Origin of the sequence: Bradyrhizobium canariense (assembly GCF_019402665.1) — a bacterium.
Lineage (GTDB): Bacteria > Pseudomonadota > Alphaproteobacteria > Rhizobiales > Xanthobacteraceae > Bradyrhizobium > Bradyrhizobium canariense.
Window position 1 is genome coordinate 20,937 of record NZ_VSST01000034.1, and the last position, 17,890, is coordinate 38,826.

The following is a 17,890-nucleotide window of genomic DNA, read 5'->3' on the forward strand; positions in this document are numbered from 1 at the left end:
AATCATGCGCGGAGTTTTCGTCGACGCCAATGAAGCCCTCGCCGTGATCTTGGAGCGGCTGGAGCAACCGCGCGATCCCAAGGTGCGGATCCACAGGGATCCCGACATCAAGCCCGAGCAATATCCCGAGATCCTCGACGGCGCCGAGATCGCGATCGTCGACCACACCGCGCTGCCGACCGATGTCGCAAAGAAGTGCGCGGGGCTGAAGCATGTCGTGTTCCTCGGCACCGGCGCGCGCAGCTACATGAACCCGGAGGAGCTCGCTGAGCTCGGCATCTCCGTGCACCTGATCAAGGGCTATGGCGACACGGCGGTGGCGGAATGCGCGATCGCGCTGATGTGGGCTTCGGCCCGCGTCATCGCGATGATGGACCGCGAGATGCGCGGCGGAAACTGGCTGCGCGAAGACGGCATGCAGCTCACGGGCAAGACGCTCGGCCTGATCGGCTTCGGCGGTATTGCCGCGGAGGTCGCGCGCATTGCCTCGGGCAGCGGCATGAAGGTGATCGCCTGGAACCGCTCGCCGAAGAGCTATCCGGGCGTGGAATTTGTCGATCTCGATTCGGTGTTGGCGAGAGCAGACGTCGTATCGCTGCATCTGCTGCTCAACGACGAGACGCGCGGCATGATCACCCGCGAGATGATCGCGAAGATGAAGCCGGGCGTCATCCTCATCAACACCGCCCGCGCCGCCGTCGTCGACGAGGCCGCCATGATCGATGCGCTGAAGTCGGGCCACATCCGCCATGCCGGCCTCGACGTCTTCAACATCGAGCCATTGCCCGGCGATCATCCGCTGACCAAGCTGCCGAACGTAACGTTGTCGGCGCATTCGGCGTTCCGGACCCCGGAAGCGAGCGAGAACCTCATTTATGCGGCGTGGGAGCACTGCCGCCGGATCGTGAAAACGTAGGGTGGGTTAGCGAAGCGTAACCCACCACCCTCGACGTTCGCGAAGACAGAAGAGGTGGGTTACGGCTTCGCCTAACCCACCCTACGCACCGCAATCTTGGAAAGGGATAAGAGCACCAACAATGGCCGACTATCGCACCATCAAGGCACAGCCGCTCATCGAAGCCATCAGTGCCATCGTCAAGGCCGGCGGCTCCACGGACCGCGAGGCCGAGCTCGTGTCCACCAATCTGGTCGAGGCCAACCTCAAGGGACACGACTCGCACGGCGTCGGCATGATCCCGCGCTATGTCCAGAGCGTCACCACGGGCGGCCTCGCCGTGAACCGGCACGTCAAGGTCGTGCTCGACACCGGTCCGCTGCTCACGCTCGACGGCCTCACCGGCTACGGGCAGGTCATCGGCCATGAAGCGATGGAGCTCGCAGCCGAGCGCGCCAAGCGCAACGGCGTGTGTCTCGTCGGCCTCTCGAATTCACATCACATCGGCCGCATCGGCCACTGGGCCGAGCAGTGCATCGACCACGGACTGGTCTCGATTCACTTCGTCAACGTGATCTCGCGCCCGATCGTGGCGCCCTGGGGCGGCAGCGATGGGCGCCACGGCACCAACCCGTTCTGCGTCGGCATCCCGCGCGCGGACAAGGACCCCATCGTGCTCGACTTCGCCACCAGCAGGATCGCGCAGGGCAAGACCCGCGTCGCCCACAACAAGGGCGTCGAGCTCGAGCCCGGCACCATCATCGATAACGAGGGCAAGCCGACCACCAACCCGCGCTACACCGTGATCCCGCCGTACGGCGCCATCCTGCCGTTCGGCGAGCACAAGGGTTCGGGACTCGCGCTGGTGTGCGAAATCCTCGGCGGCGCGCTCTCCGGCGGAGAGGTGGTCAAGGGCCCGTCCGATGGCAAGTACAACGTCCTCAATGGCATGCTCTCGATCATCATCGATCCGGCCAAGCTCGGCACCGCGGAGAATCTCGCGCGCGAAGTCGAGAGCTTCGTCGCGTGGCACACGGGCTCACCGCCGGCCCCCGGCGTCGACAAGGTGAAGATCGCCGGCGAGCCCGAGCGCGAGACGAAGAAGAAGCGGCTCGCGGAAGGCATCCCGGTCGATCCGACCACCTGGCGGGATATTTTGCTGGCCGGGAAAACGTTTGGGCTGGATCAGGCGGCGATCGAGAAGATCGCGGGGTAGTGAGACAGAGCACGCGGCTCTTCCCTTCTCCCCTTGTGGGAGAAGGTGGCGCGAAGCGCCGGATGAGGGGTCTCTCTCCACGAAGAGAAATGCACAATTGAGAGGTCTGTCTCCGCGGAGACAACCCCTCACCCGTCTTCGATGCTTCGCATCGAAGCCACCCTCCCCCACAAGGGGGAGGGACAGGAGCGCTCTAATCCACCATGTCCGCGACCGCCTTGCCGCAAGCCGTGGTGTCGGCGTTGCCGCCGAGATCCTTGGTGCGGAGCGTGCGCTCCGCCAGCGTGCGCTCGATCGCATCGACGATCGACTTGCCGGCTTGCTTCTCGCCGAGATGCTCGAGCATCATCGCGCCGGACCAGATTGCGCCGATCGGATTGGCGATGCCCTGCCCCGCGATGTCGGGCGCCGAGCCGTGCACCGGCTCGAACACGGACGGGAAATTGCCCTCGGGGTTGATGTTGCCTGACGGCGCGATGCCGATGGTGCCGGTGCAGGCCGGGCCGAGATCGGACAGGATGTCGCCAAACAAATTGGAGCCGACCACGACGTCGAACCAATCCGGGTGGAGCACGAAGTTCGCCGTCAAAATATCGATGTGGTACTTGTCCCACTTCACGCCCGGAAACTTCTTCGCCATCGCCTCCACGCGCTCGTCCCAATAGGGCATGGTGATGGAGATGCCGTTCGACTTGGTCGCCGACGTCAGGTGCTTCTTCGGCCGCGACTGCGCGAGCTCGAAGGCGAACTTCAGGATGCGATCGACGCCGATGCGGGTCATCACCGTCTGCTGCGTCACAAACTCGCGGTCGGTGTCCGGGAACATGCGGCCGCCGACGGAAGAATATTCGCCTTCGGTGTTCTCGCGCACCACCCAGAAATCAATGTCGCCGGGCTTGCGGTTGGCCAGCGGGGACGGAACGCCCGGCATCAGGCGTACCGGGCGCAGATTCACATACTGGTCGAACTCGCGGCGAAACTTGATCAGCGAGCCCCACAGCGAGACGTGATCCGGAATCTTGGCCGGCCAGCCGACCGCGCCGAAATAGATGGCGTCGTGCTTGCCGATCTTATCCTTCCAATCGTCCGGCATCATCTGGCCGTGCTTCTCGTAATAGTCCCAGGACGAGAAGTCGAAATGATCGAAATGAAGGGACACCCCGTGCCTCTTCGCCGCGGTCTCCAGAACGCGCAGACCCTCCGGCATCACTTCCTTGCCGATGCCGTCGCCAGGAATGACCGCGATCCGGTATTGTTTCTTGCTCATCGAGAACGTCCTTGATTGCTCCGGCAGCCGCCGCCTTTTTGACCGCACTGCAATGGACCAAACGCGGCGGCAGTGCAACGCTGCACTGCAATGTTGACCATGGCGCGGCCGACCGCCTACTGATTTTATTCCCGTTCCTCTCCTGCGAGTGACTCCCATGGATCTGCATCTGCGTGGCAAGCGCGTCCTGATCACGGGCGCGTCCAAGGGCATCGGCGCAGCTGCCGCCGAGGCCTTTGCCGAGGAAGGCTGCCATCTCCTCCTCGCCGCCCGCAACGGCGATCAGCTCAAGGCTCTGGCCGAGCGCTTGCGCTCGGCGCACCAGATCGATGCCGCCACGAGCATCGTCGATTTGCGCAAGAGCGAGGATTTGACGCGGCTCGCCAAGGAAGCCGCCGACATCGACGTGCTCGTCAACAATGCCGGCGACATTCCCGGCGGCTCCATCGACAAGATCGACGAGGCGACCTGGCGGCACGCCTGGGAATTGAAAGTGTTCGGCTACATCAACCTCACGCGCATGATCTATGCGCAGATGAAGGCGAAGGGCGGCGGCGTGATCGTCAACGACATCGGCGCCGCCGGCGAGAAATTCGACGCCAACTACATTTGCGGCAGCGCCGGCAATGCCGCCCTGATGGCCTTCACCCGCGCGCTCGGGGGCAAGAGCCTCGCCGACAACATCCGCGTGGTCGGCATCAATCCCGGCCCTGTCGGCACCGATCGTCACGTCACCCTGCTGAAGACGCGGGCAAAGCACCAGTTCGGCGACGAGAGCCGCTACAAGGAATTCCAGAAGAGCCTGCCACTCGGCAGGCCTGCGCATGCGCGCGAGATCGGCGATCTCATGGCGTTCCTGGCGTCGGATCGCGCAGGCTACACGTCCGGCGTGATCTACACGGTGGACGGCGGCATCAGCGCGGGCTGGGGTTGATTAATCTCGTCATTGCGAGCGCAGCGAAGCAATCCAGAATCTTTCCGCCTTGACAGACTGGATTGCTTCGCTGCGCTCGCAATGACGCTTGAACAAGTACAGGAGTAAAATAGTTGTCTCAAGACCTGATCCGAGAAACCGCTTGCGCCGTGGTCGACAAGCTGCGGTCCGGCGACGTCTCGCCGCTGGAACTGTTGGATGTGCTGGAGAAGCGTATCGGCGAAGTCGACGGCAAGGTCAACGCGCTGCCGACGCTGTGCTTCGATCGCGCGCGGGATAGCGCAAAGGCGCTGATGCGGAAGCCGGCCGGTGCGCGCGGATTACTCGCAGGCCTGCCGGTGCCGATCAAGGATCTGACCGACGTTGCTGGCGTGCTGAACACCCAGGGCTCGCCGATCTTCAAGGACAATGTGCCCAAACAGTCCGACCTCATGGTGGAGAACCTCGAAGGTAACGGCGCGGTCGTCTATGCCAAGTCGAACACGCCGGAATTCGGTGCGGGCGCCAACACCTTCAACGAGGTGTTCGGCGCAACGCTCAATCCCTGGGATACGTCCAAGTCGGCAGCCGGCTCGTCAGGCGGCGCGGCCGTTGCGCTCGCCACCGGCATGGCCTGGCTCGCGCAGGGCTCCGACATGGGCGGCAGTCTGCGCAGTCCGGCAGCTTTCTGCGGCGTCGTGGGGATGCGGCCGAGCATCGGCCGGGTCGCGCATACTCCAAAATCAGCCATCGATCGTAATCTCGGCGTCGTCGGTCCGATGGCACGCAACGTCGAGGATCTCGCGCTGCTGCTCGACGCCATGAGCGGCGACTATGCCGCCGATCCGCTGTCGCTGCCGGCGCCGTTGACCTCGTTTCTCTCGGCGGCGCAGTCAGGCAGCAAACCGAAGCGCATCGCCTACTCGCCAGACCTCGGTATCACGCCGGTCGATCCCGAAGTCAAAGCAATCACGCGAAAGGCGGCGGAACGCTTTGCCGAAGCCGGCGTCATCGTCGAGGAGGCACATCCGGACTGGCGCGAGGCGCATGAGTGCTTCCACGTGCTGCGCGCGTTCGACTTCGCGATCAGCAAGGCACAGCTGCTGCGCACCAAGCGCGACCTGCTCAAGCCCGAAGTGATCTGGAACATCGAGGAAGGCCTCAAGCTCACGATCGAGCAACTCGAACGCGCCGAGGCGCAGCGCGTCGGCATGACCGCGCGTGCGGTCGAGTTCTTCAAGAGCTACGATCTGCTGCTGGTACCGACCACCATCGTGCCGCCCTTCCCGATCGAGCACCGCTATGTCGCCGAATGCGCCGGCAAGAAGTTCGACAATTACGTCGAGTGGCTCGGCATCGTCTATGCGATCACGCTCGCCTGCTGTCCCGCGCTTTCGCTGCCCTGCGGCTTCACGGCGTCGGGCCTGCCGGTCGGACTGCAGGTCGTCGGGGCTCCGCGCGCTGATGCGCAGGTGATCGCCGGCGCGAAGACGCTGGAGGATATCTTGGGCGTGCGTGGCACGACGCCAATTGATCCGCGGGTGAAGAACTAGGTCTCCGCTCTCGTGCCCCGGATGCGGCGCAGCGTTTCGCGTAGCACCTTGTCCGGGACAAGAGAGATACTCACCTTTCGCTTGCCGCCTCCAGGCTCCGGCTATACCGCGACATCGCGAAGCAGAAGACAAAATAGATCCCGGCGACGAAGATGTAGACTTCGACGGAGAATTGCTGCCACGCCGGATCGATGATCGCGGTCTTGGCCGTCGTCAGCAGGTCGAAGATACCGATGATCAGGACCAGGCTGGTGTCCTTGAAGAACGCGATGAAGGTGTTGACCAGCGGCGGGATGACGTGACGGATCGCCTGCGGCAGGACGATCAGCCGGTTCTTGCGCCAGTATGACAACCCGAGCGCATCGGCGGCCTCGTATTGCCCGCGGGGCACGGCCTGGAGGCCGCCGCGAATGACTTCGGCCAGGTAAGCGCCCGCGAACAGGATGATCGCGACCTGCGCGCGCAGGAGCTTGTCGATGTTGAATCCGTTCGGCATGAACAGCGGAAACATCACGCTCGCCATGAACAGCAGACTGACCAGCGGCACGCCGCGGATCAGCTCGACATAGAGCACGCTGAGCGAGCGGATCGCCGGCAGTTTTGAGCGCCGGCCGAGTGCGACCAGGATGCCGAGCGGGAAGCCGAAAGCCAGACCAAAGGTCGCCAGGATCAGCGTCACCGGGAGGCCGCCCCAACGGTCCTGCGAGACGAACGACAGGCCGAGTATGCCGCCCCACATCAGCATGCTGATCAGCGCGAGAGCGGCGATCCAGAGATAGGCCAGCTCGCGCCGCCATAAGGCGCGGCGGGTGGAGAGATAGAACAGGGCGATGAACAGCAGCACCGCCAGCGCCGGCCGCCACTGCTCGTCGAACGGATAGGTGCCAAACAGGATGAAGCGGTATTTCTCGGGGATGATCGCCCAGCATGCACCGACGCCGCGTACCGCGCGGCAGGCGCTGGAATCGTTCGCCGGGGTGAGCCAGACCGCATTGGCGATGCCCCACTGCGCGAAGCTAAAGAGGCCCTTTGCGAGCACTGCCAGCAACACGACCGAGAGAATGCCGTTCGGGATAGACGAGAACAAATTGGTGCGCAGCCAGCGCAGCACCGGATTGCCGATCTGCGGGCGGCGGGCGGCGCGCGGTACTTCCGGAATGTCGGCGATCGCCGTCATGGTCAGCGCTCCACCAGCGCGATGCGCGAATTGTACCAGTTCATGAAGAAGCTGATGCCGAGGCTGATGGTGAGAAACACCGCCATGATCAAAGCAATGGCCTCGATCGCCTGCCCGGTCTGGTTCAACGTCGTGTTGGCGATCGAGACCACGTCCTGATAGCCGATCGCCACCGCGAGCGAGGAGTTCTTGGTCAGGTTGAGGTACTGGCTCGTCATTGGGGGCACGATGACGCGTAGCGCCTGTGGCAGGATGATCTGCCGCAGCATGAAGCTCCGGCGCAGTCCCAGCGCATTGGCGGCATCCCACTGGCCGCGCGGCACCGACTGGATGCCGCTGCGCACGATCTCGGCGATGAAGGCCGAGGTGTAGGTGACGAGCGCGATCAGCAACGCGAAATATTCCGGCGCGAGCGTCAGCCCGCCGACGAAGTTGAAGCCGCGCAACTCCGGCCATTCGATCGTCCAGGACACGCCGAGAAGCACGGACACCGCCGCAGGCAGCACAACAAGCAAGCCGAGTCCAAAAGGCCAGGACGGCCGCGGCTTGCCGTCGCGCATTTGCTGCGCGATGAGCCGCCGCCGGATGACGTAGAACACGACAAGCCCGAACACTGCCGCGCCGAGCACGCAAAGCTGCGGCGTCCCGATCGGAATCGCCGGCAGGATCAACCCGCGATTGGACAGGAACACTCCCTCGATCGGCCGCCATGCCGCGCGCGCTGCCGGCAGCGCCTGCATCAGCACGTACCAGAACAGGAGCTGGAGCAGCAGCGGGATGTCGCGGAGCGTTTCGACATACACTGCGGCGAGCCGCGACAGCAGCCAATTGGCCGACAGCCGCGAGATGCCGATCACCGTGCCCAGGATGGTTGCAAGCACGATTCCGATCACGGCAACGCGCAGGGTGTTGGCGATGCCGACGACGAAGGCCCAGAGATATGAGTCTCTCGGATTGTAGGCGAGCAGGCTGTCGGAGATGGGCATGCCGGCCTCACGGCCGAGGAAGGCAAAACCGGTCGTAATGCGGCGCGCGGAGAGATTGGTGACCGTGTTGGACCAGAGAAAGGCGATGACCGCGACTGCGATCCCGACCACCAGGGCCTGCCAGAACAGGCCTTTCAGCTCGCGTCGTCCGAAAGCGCCGAAGAAGCGGCGGCGCGGCGGCGGTCTCGGAGCGTCTGACGTCACAGCACAAAAATCCTTCTCAAGACGACGATTTCCGGCGGCGTACGTCAAGTGTTGCACCAAACTCCACTTTGTGCAACAAATGTTTCATGGCCGAGCCCGCGAAATCCTCGCCGCTGAGCGAACTGCGCATTGCATTGCCATCGCTTCCGATGCGGTTGCAGGAGGTCGGGCGTTTCGTCGCGGCCAACGATTACGACGCCACCACGCGTTCGATGCGCGATCTCGCGGCGGTTGCCGGCGCCGATCCCGCCGCGTTCACGCGGCTTGCCAAAGCGATCGGTTATTCGGGCTGGGATGAATTGCGCGCGGCGTTGACGGAGGCGCGGCGCCCCTCGCAGATCGCGCCCTTCTCCGGCCGCGCCAGGAGCCGCCGCCACGGCCCGAACGCCGATGTCGCGCTCGTCACCGACAAGCTCGAGGCCGAGGCCGCCGGCCTTCCGCGCATCCCGGCCCAGCCGATTGCCGAGGCGGCGCGCGCGCTCCACGACGCCAAGCGGATCTGGATCACCGGCTACCGAAGCTGCCGCAGCGTCGCGGAACTGCTGAATTACGAGCTCCGGCTGTTTCGTCCCGAACAGGTGCAACTCGTCGGCGCGTCCGGCCCCGACGATCTCGACCTCGGCGCATTCCGGCCCGGCGAAGCTGTCATCGTCATCGGCTTCATGCCCTACACACATGCCAGTGTCCGGGTCGCGCAGGCCGCCTATCGTGCCGGCGCGGCCCTGATCGCGATCGCCGATAGCTCTTCGGCGCCGATGGCTGAAGGCGCCGACCACGTGCTGCTGTTCGAAGCGGCTTCCTCTCCCGGCTTTTTCCCGAGCCTGACCGGCGCCATTGCGATCGCCCAATCGCTCGCGGCCGTGACGTTCTCGCTCGGCGGCACGGCCGCGAAGAAGCGCCTGGAGAATACCGAGGCGCGGCTGGCCGCGGCTTCAACTTACGTATCAGAGAAAGGTTGACCCATGGCCGCTCGCACCAGCCGCGTGCTGCATCGCTCGCTGCGCGAAACGCCGCCCAAGGCAATCGGCGGCGAAGGCGTCTATCTCTTTGCCGAGGACGGACGCCGCGTGATCGATGCCTCCGGCGGCGCGGCGGTCTCTTGCCTTGGCCACCAGCATCCACGCGTCATCGCGGCGCTGACGAAGCAGGCCTCGACACTGGCGTACGCCCACACGGCGTTCTTCTCGTCCGAGCCGGCCGAGGCGCTGGCCGAGAGGCTGGTCGGCCATGAGCCCGGCGGCCTCGCCTACGCCTATTTCGTCAGCGGCGGGTCGGAAGCGGTCGAAGCCAGCATCAAGGTCGCCCGGCAATATTTCATCGAGCGCGGCGAGCCGCAGCGGCAGCATTTCATCGCCCGGCGCCAGAGCTATCACGGCAATACGCTCGGCGCGCTGGCTGCCGGCGGCAATGCCTGGCGGCGTGCGCCTTATGCGCCGCTGCTCTCCGACGCCTTCAGCCACGTGACCCCGGCCTTCGCCTATCACGAGAAGCACGATGGCGAATCCGATGCGCAATTCGTCGCCCGGCTTGCGGCCGAACTCGAAGCCGAGTTTCAGCGCCTCGGTCCCAATACGGTCGCCGCGTTCCTCGCAGAGCCCGTCGTCGGCGCCACCGCAGGTGCCGTGACCGCGCCGGACGGTTATTACAGGGCGGTCCGCGAGATCTGCGACCGACACGGTGCCCTGCTCATCCTCGACGAGGTCATGTGCGGCATGGGCCGCACCGGCACCACGCATGCATGGGAGCAGGAAGGCGTGGCACCCGACATCCAGGCGATCGCCAAGGGCCTCGGCGGCGGCTACCAGCCGATCGGTGCAATGCTCACCAGTGGCAAGATCATCGACGCCATTCGCGCCGGCTCGGGCGCCTTCCTGCACGGCCACACCTATCTGGCGCATCCCCTCGCCTGCGCTGCCGCGCTCGCGGTGCAGGACGTGATCCGCGAGGACGGCTTGCTCGACCGGGTCAAGGAGCGCGGCAAGCAGCTCGAGCAGCGGCTCACCGAGCGTTTCGGTAACCACCGCCATATCGGCGACATCAGGGGCCGCGGCCTGTTCTGGGCGATCGAGCTTGTCGCCGATCGCGGCAGCCGGACCTCGTTCGATCCCGCGCTGAAGCTGAACCAGAAGATCAAGGCGGAGGCCCTCGCCGACGGCCTCGGCTGCTATCCCGGCGGCGGCACCGTGGACGGCGTCCGTGGCGACCACGTGCTGTTGGCGCCACCCTATATCGTTTCGGCTGACGAGATCGATCTGATCGTCGACAAGCTCGGCACGGCTGTCGACAACGTATTGCGTCGTGTCAATCACTGAGGGGAGAATAACATGATGAGGAAAGTGGTTATCATAGCCGGCGTGCTCGCGGCATCGACCGTGGTCGCATCGGCGGCGACGCTCGACACTGTGAAGGGCCGCGGCACGCTGATATGCGGCGTCAGCGCCGGTTTTGCCGGCTTCTCCGCGCCGGACTCGCAAGGCAATTACAAGGGTCTCGATGTCGATTATTGCCGCGCGCTCGCCGCCGGCGTGCTCGGCGATGCCAGCAAGGTGCGTTACGTCTCGCTGACCGCGCAGAACCGCTTCACCGCGCTCCAGTCCGGCGAGATCGACGTGCTCTACCGCAACTCGACGCAGACCTATCTGCGCGGCGTCACGCTGGGCCTGCGGCAAGGCCCAATCAACTTCTACGACGGTCAGGGCTTTGTGGTGAAGAAAGACCTCGGCGTGAAGGAGATCAAGGACCTCAAGGGCGCCACCGTCTGCGTCGCGCAGGGCACCACGCATGAGGTCACGCTCGGCGATTACGGCCGCGCCAACGGCATCGACTGGAAGCCGCTGGTGTTCGACCGCGTCGACACCATGTACCAGACCTTCTTCGGCGGCCGTTGCGATGCCATGACCCAAGACGCTTCCGCGCTCGCAGGCGCCGTGACGACCGCGGCGCCGAACCCGGCCGACTACGTCGTGCTGCCGCAGACCATCAGCAAGGAGCCGCTCGGCCCCTTCACCCGCAATGGCGATGAAGTCTGGAGTGACATCATCACCTGGCTGCATTACGGCTTGATCGAGGCCGAAGAGCTTGGCGTCACACAAGGCAATGTCGACGAGATGGCGAAGTCGCAGACGCCCGCGATCCAACGCCTGCTCGGTGCCTCCGGCGATCTCGGCTCCCGGCTCGGGCTCGACAACAAATGGCTGGTCACCGCCATCAAGGCCACCGGCAATTACGGCGAGATCTACGAGCGCAATGTCGGCAAGGCGAGCCCGCTCAAGCTCGAGCGCGGCCTCAACGGCCTCTGGAGCAAGGGCGGCTTGATGTACGCGGTGCCGTTCAAGTAAACGCCTCTCGTGTCCCGGACGCGCTGCAGCGTGCAACGCTGCTGCGCAGAGCCGGGACCCAGCGGCCACAATGGGCCCCGGCTCTGCGGCGCAATACTCCGCATTGCGCCGCGTCCGGGGCACGAGATCTACCAGGTAGTAACGTTCAATGCCGACGTCCCCTCGCATCGCCCTGATCCACGCCCTCAAGCATTCCATCGCCCCGATCGAAGCTGCGTTCGCGAAGGCGTGGCCGGAAGCGCGGCTGATGAACCTGCTCGACGACAGCCTGTCGGCGGATCTCGCGCGTGAGGGCAAGCTCAATGATGCCATGACCGAACGCTTTCTTGTGCTCGGTCGCTACGCCGCGGCGACAGGCGCGGATGCGATCCTGTTCACCTGCTCGGCCTTCGGTCCCTGCATCGAGGCGGTTGCGCGCGCGCATGCGCCGATGCCGGTGCTCAAGCCGAACGAAGCCATGATCGAGCGGGCAGTGACGATGGGCCGGCGTATCGGCCTGCTCTCGACCTTCGCGCCGACGCTGGCCTCGATGCCGCCGGAATTTCCTACCTCCGTCCAGATCGTGCCGAAGCTTGCCGAAGGCGCGCTGGCCGCGCTCGACCGTGGCGACCGCGCTACGCACGACCGGCTGATCGTGGAATCCTCACATGATTTGCGCGATTGCGACGTCGTCGCGCTCGCGCAGTTCAGCATCGCGGCAACTGCGCCCCTCGTTGCAGAAGCTACCGGTCGCCCTGTCGTGACCACGCCTGACAGCGCCGTCGAGAAGCTGATGAAGCTGTTGGCGGCGAAGGCTTAAGCGCTAGCCTTTTTCCGGCGTTGCGCGCCCTTGATCGCCGCCGCAAGCGCGGCCTTGGTTTCGCTGACAAAATCCTCGACAAGGTCCTCGCGCGTGGCATGGGCCGCCTCGCCAGTGAACAGCCCCTGCTCGGCCAGCATCACCACGCCGTGCAGCGCCGCCCAGATCTTGAGCGCCTGCCGCTCGCGCAGGTAATCGACTGCCGGAGCTTCCAGTGCCTCGATCACGAGCGCAAACGTTTCGCGTGTCGCTTCGTGCAGCTCGCTGCCTTTCGCCGCACACGACACCGTGCGCGAAGCGAACATCAAGCGGTAGATGCCATTGCGGCGTAAGCCGAAATCCAGCGTCGCCTGCGCCAGCAGCGACAGCTTCGATCGCTTCGACGGCTTTGCCATCGCCGCACGCAGAAGCGCGCTGAGCTGCCGGAACGCCTCCGCCGTCACCGCCGCAAGCAGCGCCTCGCGATCGGCGAAATGCCGGTAGGGCGCCGGCTGCGAGACACCCAGCTGCTTTGCCAGCGCCTTGATGCTGATCGCCTCCGTCCCGCCCTGCTCGGCTTCGCGCAGCGCGGCCTTGATCAAGGCGTCGCGGAGATCGCCGTGGTGGTAGGTATTCTCGGGCTTGCGGGCAAGTTGTGAACGCATGTTGCGCAGAGCCTATAAGTTTGCGCTTGACAGGGGAAGCCTGCCGCGAATGTAATAGCCTATAACTTGAGCAAAAACGCAAATGGGAGCGCGCGCCGCCTTCGGGCTGGAGCGCACACGACCGAGGAAGCCGCCATGACAGAGCGACTGAGGGTTCACGTCGATCCCGACAGATGTCAGGGGCACGCGCGCTGCAAGGCGCTGGCGCCGGAGCTGTTCGAGCTCGACGAATACGGCAACGCCCACGAGGCCGGCGACGGCACGGTCCCACCCGGCCTCGAAGACAAGGCCTGGCTTGCCAAATCCAATTGTCCGGAAATCGCGATCGACGTGATCGAGGAGTAGCGCGTCCCGCCTCTGCCCGCGTGCCTTCCGCGACCACGAGCCCCAAGGGATTTCGAGATGTCCGACATCAGCCAGCCCGCCGCCCATCCGCCCGTGACCGACTGGGTCCATGATTTCGACCACACCGATCCGCAATGGACGGAAGATCCCTTCCCGATCTGGGACGAGCTGCGCGCCGCAAGCCCGGTCGTGCATACCGAGCGCTTCCTCGGCTGCTACCTGCCGACGACCTATGAAGCGGTGCGCGAGATCGCCAATGACAGTGAGCATTTCTCCTCACGCCGCATCATCGTCCGTGACGTTCGACCGGAGATCACCAGCAGAAACTCCGCCCCGCCGATCACGTCCGATCCGCCGGTGCACAAGCCAGCCAAGCAATTGCTGCTGCCGCCGTTCACGCCGGACGCGATGAAGAAGCTGGAGCCGCGGGTGCGCGCGATCTGCAACGAGTTGATCGACGGTTTCATCACGGAAGACCGACTGGACGCGGCAGAGCGCTACACCAAGCACATTCCGGTTCGCGCGATCGCACACATGCTCGGCATCCCCGAGACAGACAGCGATCTCTTCATCCGCTGGATCCACATGATCCTGGAACTTGGCATCAAGGATGAAAACACGCTGCTCCAGGCCGTGCAGGAGATGACCGTCTATTTCAGCGCCCACATCGAGGCGCGCAAGACCAAGCCGACCGACGATCTTATTTCCTACCTGATGAATGCCAGGGACAAGGACGGCAATCCGCTCGAGGATTCGCATGTGCTGGGCTCGTTGCGCCTGCTCCTGATTGCCGGCATCGACACCACCTGGAGCGCGATCGGCTCCTCGCTCTGGCACCTCGCCCGGACGCCCGCCGACCGCGAGCGCCTGGTCGCCGAGCCCGGGCTGGTCCCGACCGCGGTGGAAGAGCTGCTGCGGGCCTATTCGCCGGTGACGATGGCGCGCGAAGTGGTCAAGGAGACAACGGTCTCAGGCTGCCCGGTCAAGCCGGGCAACATGGTGCTGCTGTCCTTCCCGGCCGCCAACCGTGACCCGAAAATGTTTCCGGATGCTGACAAGGTCGTGATTGATCGCCGCGAGAACCGCCACGCCGCGTTCGGCCTCGGCATCCACCGCTGCGTCGGCTCGAACCTTGCGCGCATGGAGATGCAGGTTGCGCTGGAGGAATGGCTGAAGCGAATTCCGGACTTCGCCCTCGATCCGGCAGGCACGGTGACCTGGTCACAGGGAACCGTCAGAGGCCCCCGCCAGTTGCCATTTTTGCTTGGAAAGGCGATGTAGACCTCTCCAAAGAGCAATACCGAGAGGCCGGACGTGACTGAGCAAATAACCCGACCGGCTTCCGACCATATTGACGTCGCCGACGCCAAGCGCCGGATCAAGGCGATCTTCATCGGCTCGATCGGCAATCTCGTCGAGTGGTACGACTTCTACGCCTATACCGCGTTCGCGCTCTATTTCGCTCCCGCCTTCTTTCCCGGCAACGATCCTGTCGTCCAACAATTGAATGTCGCCGTCGTATTCGCGGCGACATTCCTGATGCGGCCGTTGGGCGGCTGGCTGTTCGGCTATATCGCCGATCATTACGGGCGGCGCATCTCGCTGACGCTGTCGGTCGTCTTCATGTGCTTCGGCTCCCTGATCATCGCGTTGACGCCGACCTACGCCACGATCGGCTTCGCCGCGCCGGTGATCCTGGCGCTCGCCCGCGTCATCGAAGGCTTGAGTCTCGGCGGCGAATACGGCGCCAGCGCCACCTATCTCAGCGAGGTCGCCGCCCCCAAGCACCGCGGCTTCTATTCGAGCTTTCAATACGTCACCCTGATCGGCGGCCAGCTCACCGCGATCATCGTGCTGCTGCTTCTGCAAAAAATCTTCCTCACGCCGGAGGAACTGAGAGCCTGGGGCTGGCGCATCCCGTTCGCGATCGGTGCTGCGCTCGCGATCTTTGCTGCAGTGATGCGGCGCAATCTGCACGAGACTGAAGCGTTTGAAGAGGCCAAGAAGGTGGTGAAGCCGACCGGCTCGATCACGAACCTGCTGAAGTATCCGCGCGAGCTTTTGCTCGTGGTCGGCCTGACCGCCGGCGGCACCGCCGCGTTCTACACCTTCACCACTTACATGCAGACCTTCGTCAAGCTTTCGGTGGGGCTGACCGAGGACCAGACCACTTTCGTGATCTTCGGCACGCTGATCTTCGCAACCATCCTACAGCCGATCTATGGCGCCATCTCCGACAAGATCGGCCGCAAACCGCTGCTGATCTTCTTCGGCGTCGCCGGCACGCTCGCAACCGTGCCGCTGCTGATGACGCTGAAGGAGACCAAGTCGCCCTTCATCGCGTTCATCCTGATCTGCGGGGCCTGGCTGTTCGTCGCCGGATACACCTCGATCAACGCCGTAGTGAAGGCCGAGCTGTTCCCGACCAATGTCCGCGCCCTCGGCGTCGGCCTGCCCTATGCGATCACCGTCTCGATGTTCGGCGGCACGGCGCCCGCGATCGCGCTCTATTTCAAGAGCATCGGGCATGAGGAGTGGTTCTACTACTATCTCGCCGGCGTCATCTGCCTGTCACTGATCATCTATTCCACCATGCGCGACACCAAGCACGCCTCCGCGATGCATCGCCACGAGTAGCCGATGGCCGAAGACAACGAGCCGCCCGACAGCAAGCTGACGCGCACCAAGGAGAAATGGGCGCGCGAAGGCCGTTTTTTGACCGGCAAGATCGCGCGACCGGAAGATCAGCGCCTGCCGCCCGGCCAGCATCTGACAAAAGACTGGCCGGTGCTCGATCTCGGCGTCGTGCCGCCGGTTTCGCGCGAGCGCTGGCGGCTCGATGTCTTTGGCGCGGTCGAGAACCCCGTGTTCTGGACCTTTGCCGAGTTCGTCGCCCAGAACCAGGCGCAGTTCACCTCCGACATCCACTGCGTCACCACCTGGTCGCGCTACGACAATGAGTGGGAGGGGCTCGCCACGCGCGAGCTGCTCGCGGCCTGCCGGCCGCGCGAGGACGCGCGCTTCGTCGTGTTGCATTCTCACGACGGCTACACCACCAACCTCGCGCTGGACGACTTTGCCGCCGAGGATGCATTGCTCGCCCATAGCTGGTCCGGTGAGCCATTGTCGGACGAACATGGCGGCCCGGTGCGGCTGGTCGTGCCGCATCTGTATTTCTGGAAAAGCGCCAAATGGGTTCAGTCGATTGAATTCCTGACCGAGGACGCTCCGGGCTTCTGGGAGGTCCGCGGCTATCATAATCGCGGCGATCCCTGGGCAGAGCAGCGCTATTCGGACGATTAGGTTCAAGCAAGGACGGGGGAAAGCCCATGTCGACGGAACGCTTTCAGTTCACGGGCGAAGGCGGCCATCAGCTTTCGGCCACGCTCGAATTGCCGGACGGCGAGCCCGGGGCCTTCGCGCTGTTCGCGCATTGCTTCACCTGCGGCAAGGACACGCTGGCCGCCAAACGCATCTCGGTCGCACTCGCAGCCAAGGGTATCGCGGTGCTGCGCTTCGACTTCACCGGGCTCGGCTCCAGTGAAGGGGATTTCGCCAATTCGACGTTTTCCTCCAACGTGGCCGATCTCGTGCGCGCGGCCGATCATCTGCGTAGCGTCCGCAAGGCGCCGTCAATCCTGATCGGTCACAGCCTCGGCGGCGCCGCGATCCTTGCGGCAGCAGGACAAATCCCGGCAGCCAAGGCGGTTGTGACCATTGCGGCACCATCCGATCCCGCCCACGTCACCGGCCTGTTCAAAGAGCATCTCGACGACATTCGCATGCAAGGTGAGGTCGAAGTCTCGCTTGCGGGACGCCCGTTCCGGATCAAGCGCGAATTCCTCGACGATATCGCCGAGCACGAGCTGATGAAGGACGTCACCGGCCTGCACAAGGCGCTGTTGGTCATGCATTCTCCGCTCGACGATACCGTCGGCATCGACAATGCGACGAAGCTCTTCGTCTCCGCCCGGCATCCCAAGAGCTTCGTCTCGCTCGACCACGCCGATCATCTGCTGAGCAAGCCGGCCGACGCGCTCTACGCAGCCGACGTGATCGCGGCCTGGGCGAGCCGGTACATCGACACGGCGAAGCCTGCGAAGGCGATGGATCTCCCCGAGGCACCGCGCCGGGTCGTGGTGCAGGAGACCCGCAAGAGCAAGTTCAACCAGGTCGTCACCGTCGGACCGCATCAACTCATCGCGGACGAGCCGGTCGCCGCCGGCGGCGAGGATGCCGGCCCTGGTCCCTACGATCTCCTGCTCGCTGGCCTCGGGGCCTGTACTTCAATGACCATGCGTCTCTATGCCGACCGCAAGTCGCTGCCGCTCGATCGTGTCACCGTCTCGCTGAAGCATTCCAAGATCTATGCAAAAGACTGCGCGGAGTGCGAGACGCGCGATGGCATGCTCGACCAGATCGAGCGCGACATCGCGATGGACGGCGCGCTCGATCCCGAGCAGCGCAAGAAATTGATGGAGATCGCCGACAAGTGCCCGGTGCACCGGACGCTGACCTCGGAAATCCGCATCGTGACCAAGGCTGTGGACTAG

At 64.4% G+C, this 17,890-nt stretch carries 18 protein-coding genes; 14 read left to right on the forward strand and 4 right to left on the reverse strand.

Annotation, left to right across the window (positions count from 1 at the left end):
* Positions 1-4 precede the first annotated feature (4 nt).
* On the forward strand, positions 5-916 hold the full coding sequence (locus FXB41_RS17850) for an NAD(P)-dependent oxidoreductase (RefSeq protein WP_219682662.1): 912 nt from the start codon (positions 5-7) through the stop codon (positions 914-916).
* A 121-nt stretch (positions 917-1,037) separates the two neighbouring features.
* Positions 1,038-2,111, forward strand: a complete 1,074-nt coding sequence (locus tag FXB41_RS17855) for a malate/lactate/ureidoglycolate dehydrogenase (RefSeq protein WP_219682663.1) — start codon at positions 1,038-1,040, stop codon at positions 2,109-2,111.
* A 193-nt stretch (positions 2,112-2,304) separates the two neighbouring features.
* Here FXB41_RS17855 and FXB41_RS17860 read toward each other — a convergent pair whose 3' ends face one another.
* Complete coding sequence (locus FXB41_RS17860) at positions 2,305-3,378, reverse strand: tartrate dehydrogenase (protein ID WP_219682664.1); 1,074 nt, start codon at positions 3,376-3,378, stop codon at positions 2,305-2,307.
* Between the two features lie 11 nt (positions 3,379-3,389).
* On the opposite strand from FXB41_RS17860, the gene FXB41_RS17865 reads away from it, so the two are divergent.
* From FXB41_RS17865 to FXB41_RS17875, 3 genes are all read left to right on the forward strand, one after another.
* Positions 3,390-3,530, forward strand: coding sequence for a hypothetical protein (locus tag FXB41_RS17865; protein ID WP_198288235.1), 141 nt, complete (start codon positions 3,390-3,392; stop codon positions 3,528-3,530).
* A 5-nt stretch (positions 3,531-3,535) separates the two neighbouring features.
* The gene (locus tag FXB41_RS17870; RefSeq protein WP_027568933.1) at positions 3,536-4,312 is read left to right on the forward strand and encodes an SDR family oxidoreductase; all 777 of its coding nucleotides are present in this window, start codon (positions 3,536-3,538) and stop codon (positions 4,310-4,312) included.
* A 113-nt stretch (positions 4,313-4,425) separates the two neighbouring features.
* Entirely contained in the window at positions 4,426-5,844 is a 1,419-nt protein-coding gene (locus FXB41_RS17875; protein ID WP_219682665.1) for an amidase, read from the forward strand.
* A 70-nt stretch (positions 5,845-5,914) separates the two neighbouring features.
* On the opposite strand, the gene FXB41_RS17880 is transcribed toward FXB41_RS17875, so the two are convergent.
* Together FXB41_RS17880 and FXB41_RS17885 are read right to left on the reverse strand one after the other, a co-directional pair.
* Positions 5,915-7,021, reverse strand: a complete 1,107-nt coding sequence (locus tag FXB41_RS17880) for an amino acid ABC transporter permease (protein WP_219682666.1) — start codon at positions 7,019-7,021, stop codon at positions 5,915-5,917.
* Positions 7,022-7,023: 2 nt separating this feature from the next.
* Positions 7,024-8,211: an amino acid ABC transporter permease gene (locus FXB41_RS17885; RefSeq protein WP_219682667.1), complete on the reverse strand. Its 1,188-nt coding sequence runs from the start codon at positions 8,209-8,211 to the stop codon at positions 7,024-7,026.
* Between the two features lie 86 nt (positions 8,212-8,297).
* Here FXB41_RS17885 and FXB41_RS17890 point away from each other — a divergent pair, with 86 nt between their 5' ends.
* From FXB41_RS17890 to FXB41_RS17905, 4 genes are all read left to right on the forward strand, one after another.
* Positions 8,298-9,170: a MurR/RpiR family transcriptional regulator gene (locus FXB41_RS17890; RefSeq protein WP_007593762.1), complete on the forward strand. Its 873-nt coding sequence runs from the start codon at positions 8,298-8,300 to the stop codon at positions 9,168-9,170.
* Between the two features lie 3 nt (positions 9,171-9,173).
* On the forward strand, positions 9,174-10,523 hold the full coding sequence (locus tag FXB41_RS17895) for an aspartate aminotransferase family protein (protein WP_219682668.1): 1,350 nt from the start codon (positions 9,174-9,176) through the stop codon (positions 10,521-10,523).
* Positions 10,524-10,535: 12 nt separating this feature from the next.
* On the forward strand, positions 10,536-11,549 hold the full coding sequence (locus tag FXB41_RS17900; protein WP_007593774.1) for an amino acid ABC transporter substrate-binding protein: 1,014 nt from the start codon (positions 10,536-10,538) through the stop codon (positions 11,547-11,549).
* Between the two features lie 148 nt (positions 11,550-11,697).
* The gene (locus tag FXB41_RS17905; protein ID WP_219682669.1) at positions 11,698-12,348 is read left to right on the forward strand and encodes an aspartate/glutamate racemase family protein; all 651 of its coding nucleotides are present in this window, start codon (positions 11,698-11,700) and stop codon (positions 12,346-12,348) included.
* On the opposite strand, the gene FXB41_RS17910 is transcribed toward FXB41_RS17905, so the two are convergent.
* The gene (locus FXB41_RS17910) at positions 12,345-12,992 is read right to left on the reverse strand and encodes a TetR/AcrR family transcriptional regulator (protein WP_219682670.1); all 648 of its coding nucleotides are present in this window, start codon (positions 12,990-12,992) and stop codon (positions 12,345-12,347) included. The two genes, FXB41_RS17905 and FXB41_RS17910, sit on opposite strands and share 4 nt — an antisense overlap.
* A gap of 135 nt (positions 12,993-13,127) precedes the next feature.
* Here FXB41_RS17910 and FXB41_RS17915 point away from each other — a divergent pair, with 135 nt between their 5' ends.
* From FXB41_RS17915 to FXB41_RS17935, 5 genes are read left to right on the forward strand one after another with little or no spacing between them, the layout of a single operon-like run.
* Positions 13,128-13,337: a ferredoxin gene (locus FXB41_RS17915; protein ID WP_219682671.1), complete on the forward strand. Its 210-nt coding sequence runs from the start codon at positions 13,128-13,130 to the stop codon at positions 13,335-13,337.
* A gap of 57 nt (positions 13,338-13,394) precedes the next feature.
* Positions 13,395-14,618: a cytochrome P450 gene (locus FXB41_RS17920; protein ID WP_007593782.1), complete on the forward strand. Its 1,224-nt coding sequence runs from the start codon at positions 13,395-13,397 to the stop codon at positions 14,616-14,618.
* A 33-nt stretch (positions 14,619-14,651) separates the two neighbouring features.
* Complete coding sequence (locus FXB41_RS17925) at positions 14,652-15,974, forward strand: MFS transporter (protein ID WP_219682672.1); 1,323 nt, start codon at positions 14,652-14,654, stop codon at positions 15,972-15,974.
* A gap of 3 nt (positions 15,975-15,977) precedes the next feature.
* Positions 15,978-16,640 (forward strand): sulfite oxidase-like oxidoreductase, encoded by a 663-nt coding sequence (locus FXB41_RS17930; RefSeq protein ID WP_219682673.1) that lies wholly within the window; start codon positions 15,978-15,980, stop codon positions 16,638-16,640.
* Positions 16,641-16,666: 26 nt separating this feature from the next.
* On the forward strand, positions 16,667-17,890 hold the full coding sequence (locus tag FXB41_RS17935; protein WP_219682674.1) for a bifunctional alpha/beta hydrolase/OsmC family protein: 1,224 nt from the start codon (positions 16,667-16,669) through the stop codon (positions 17,888-17,890).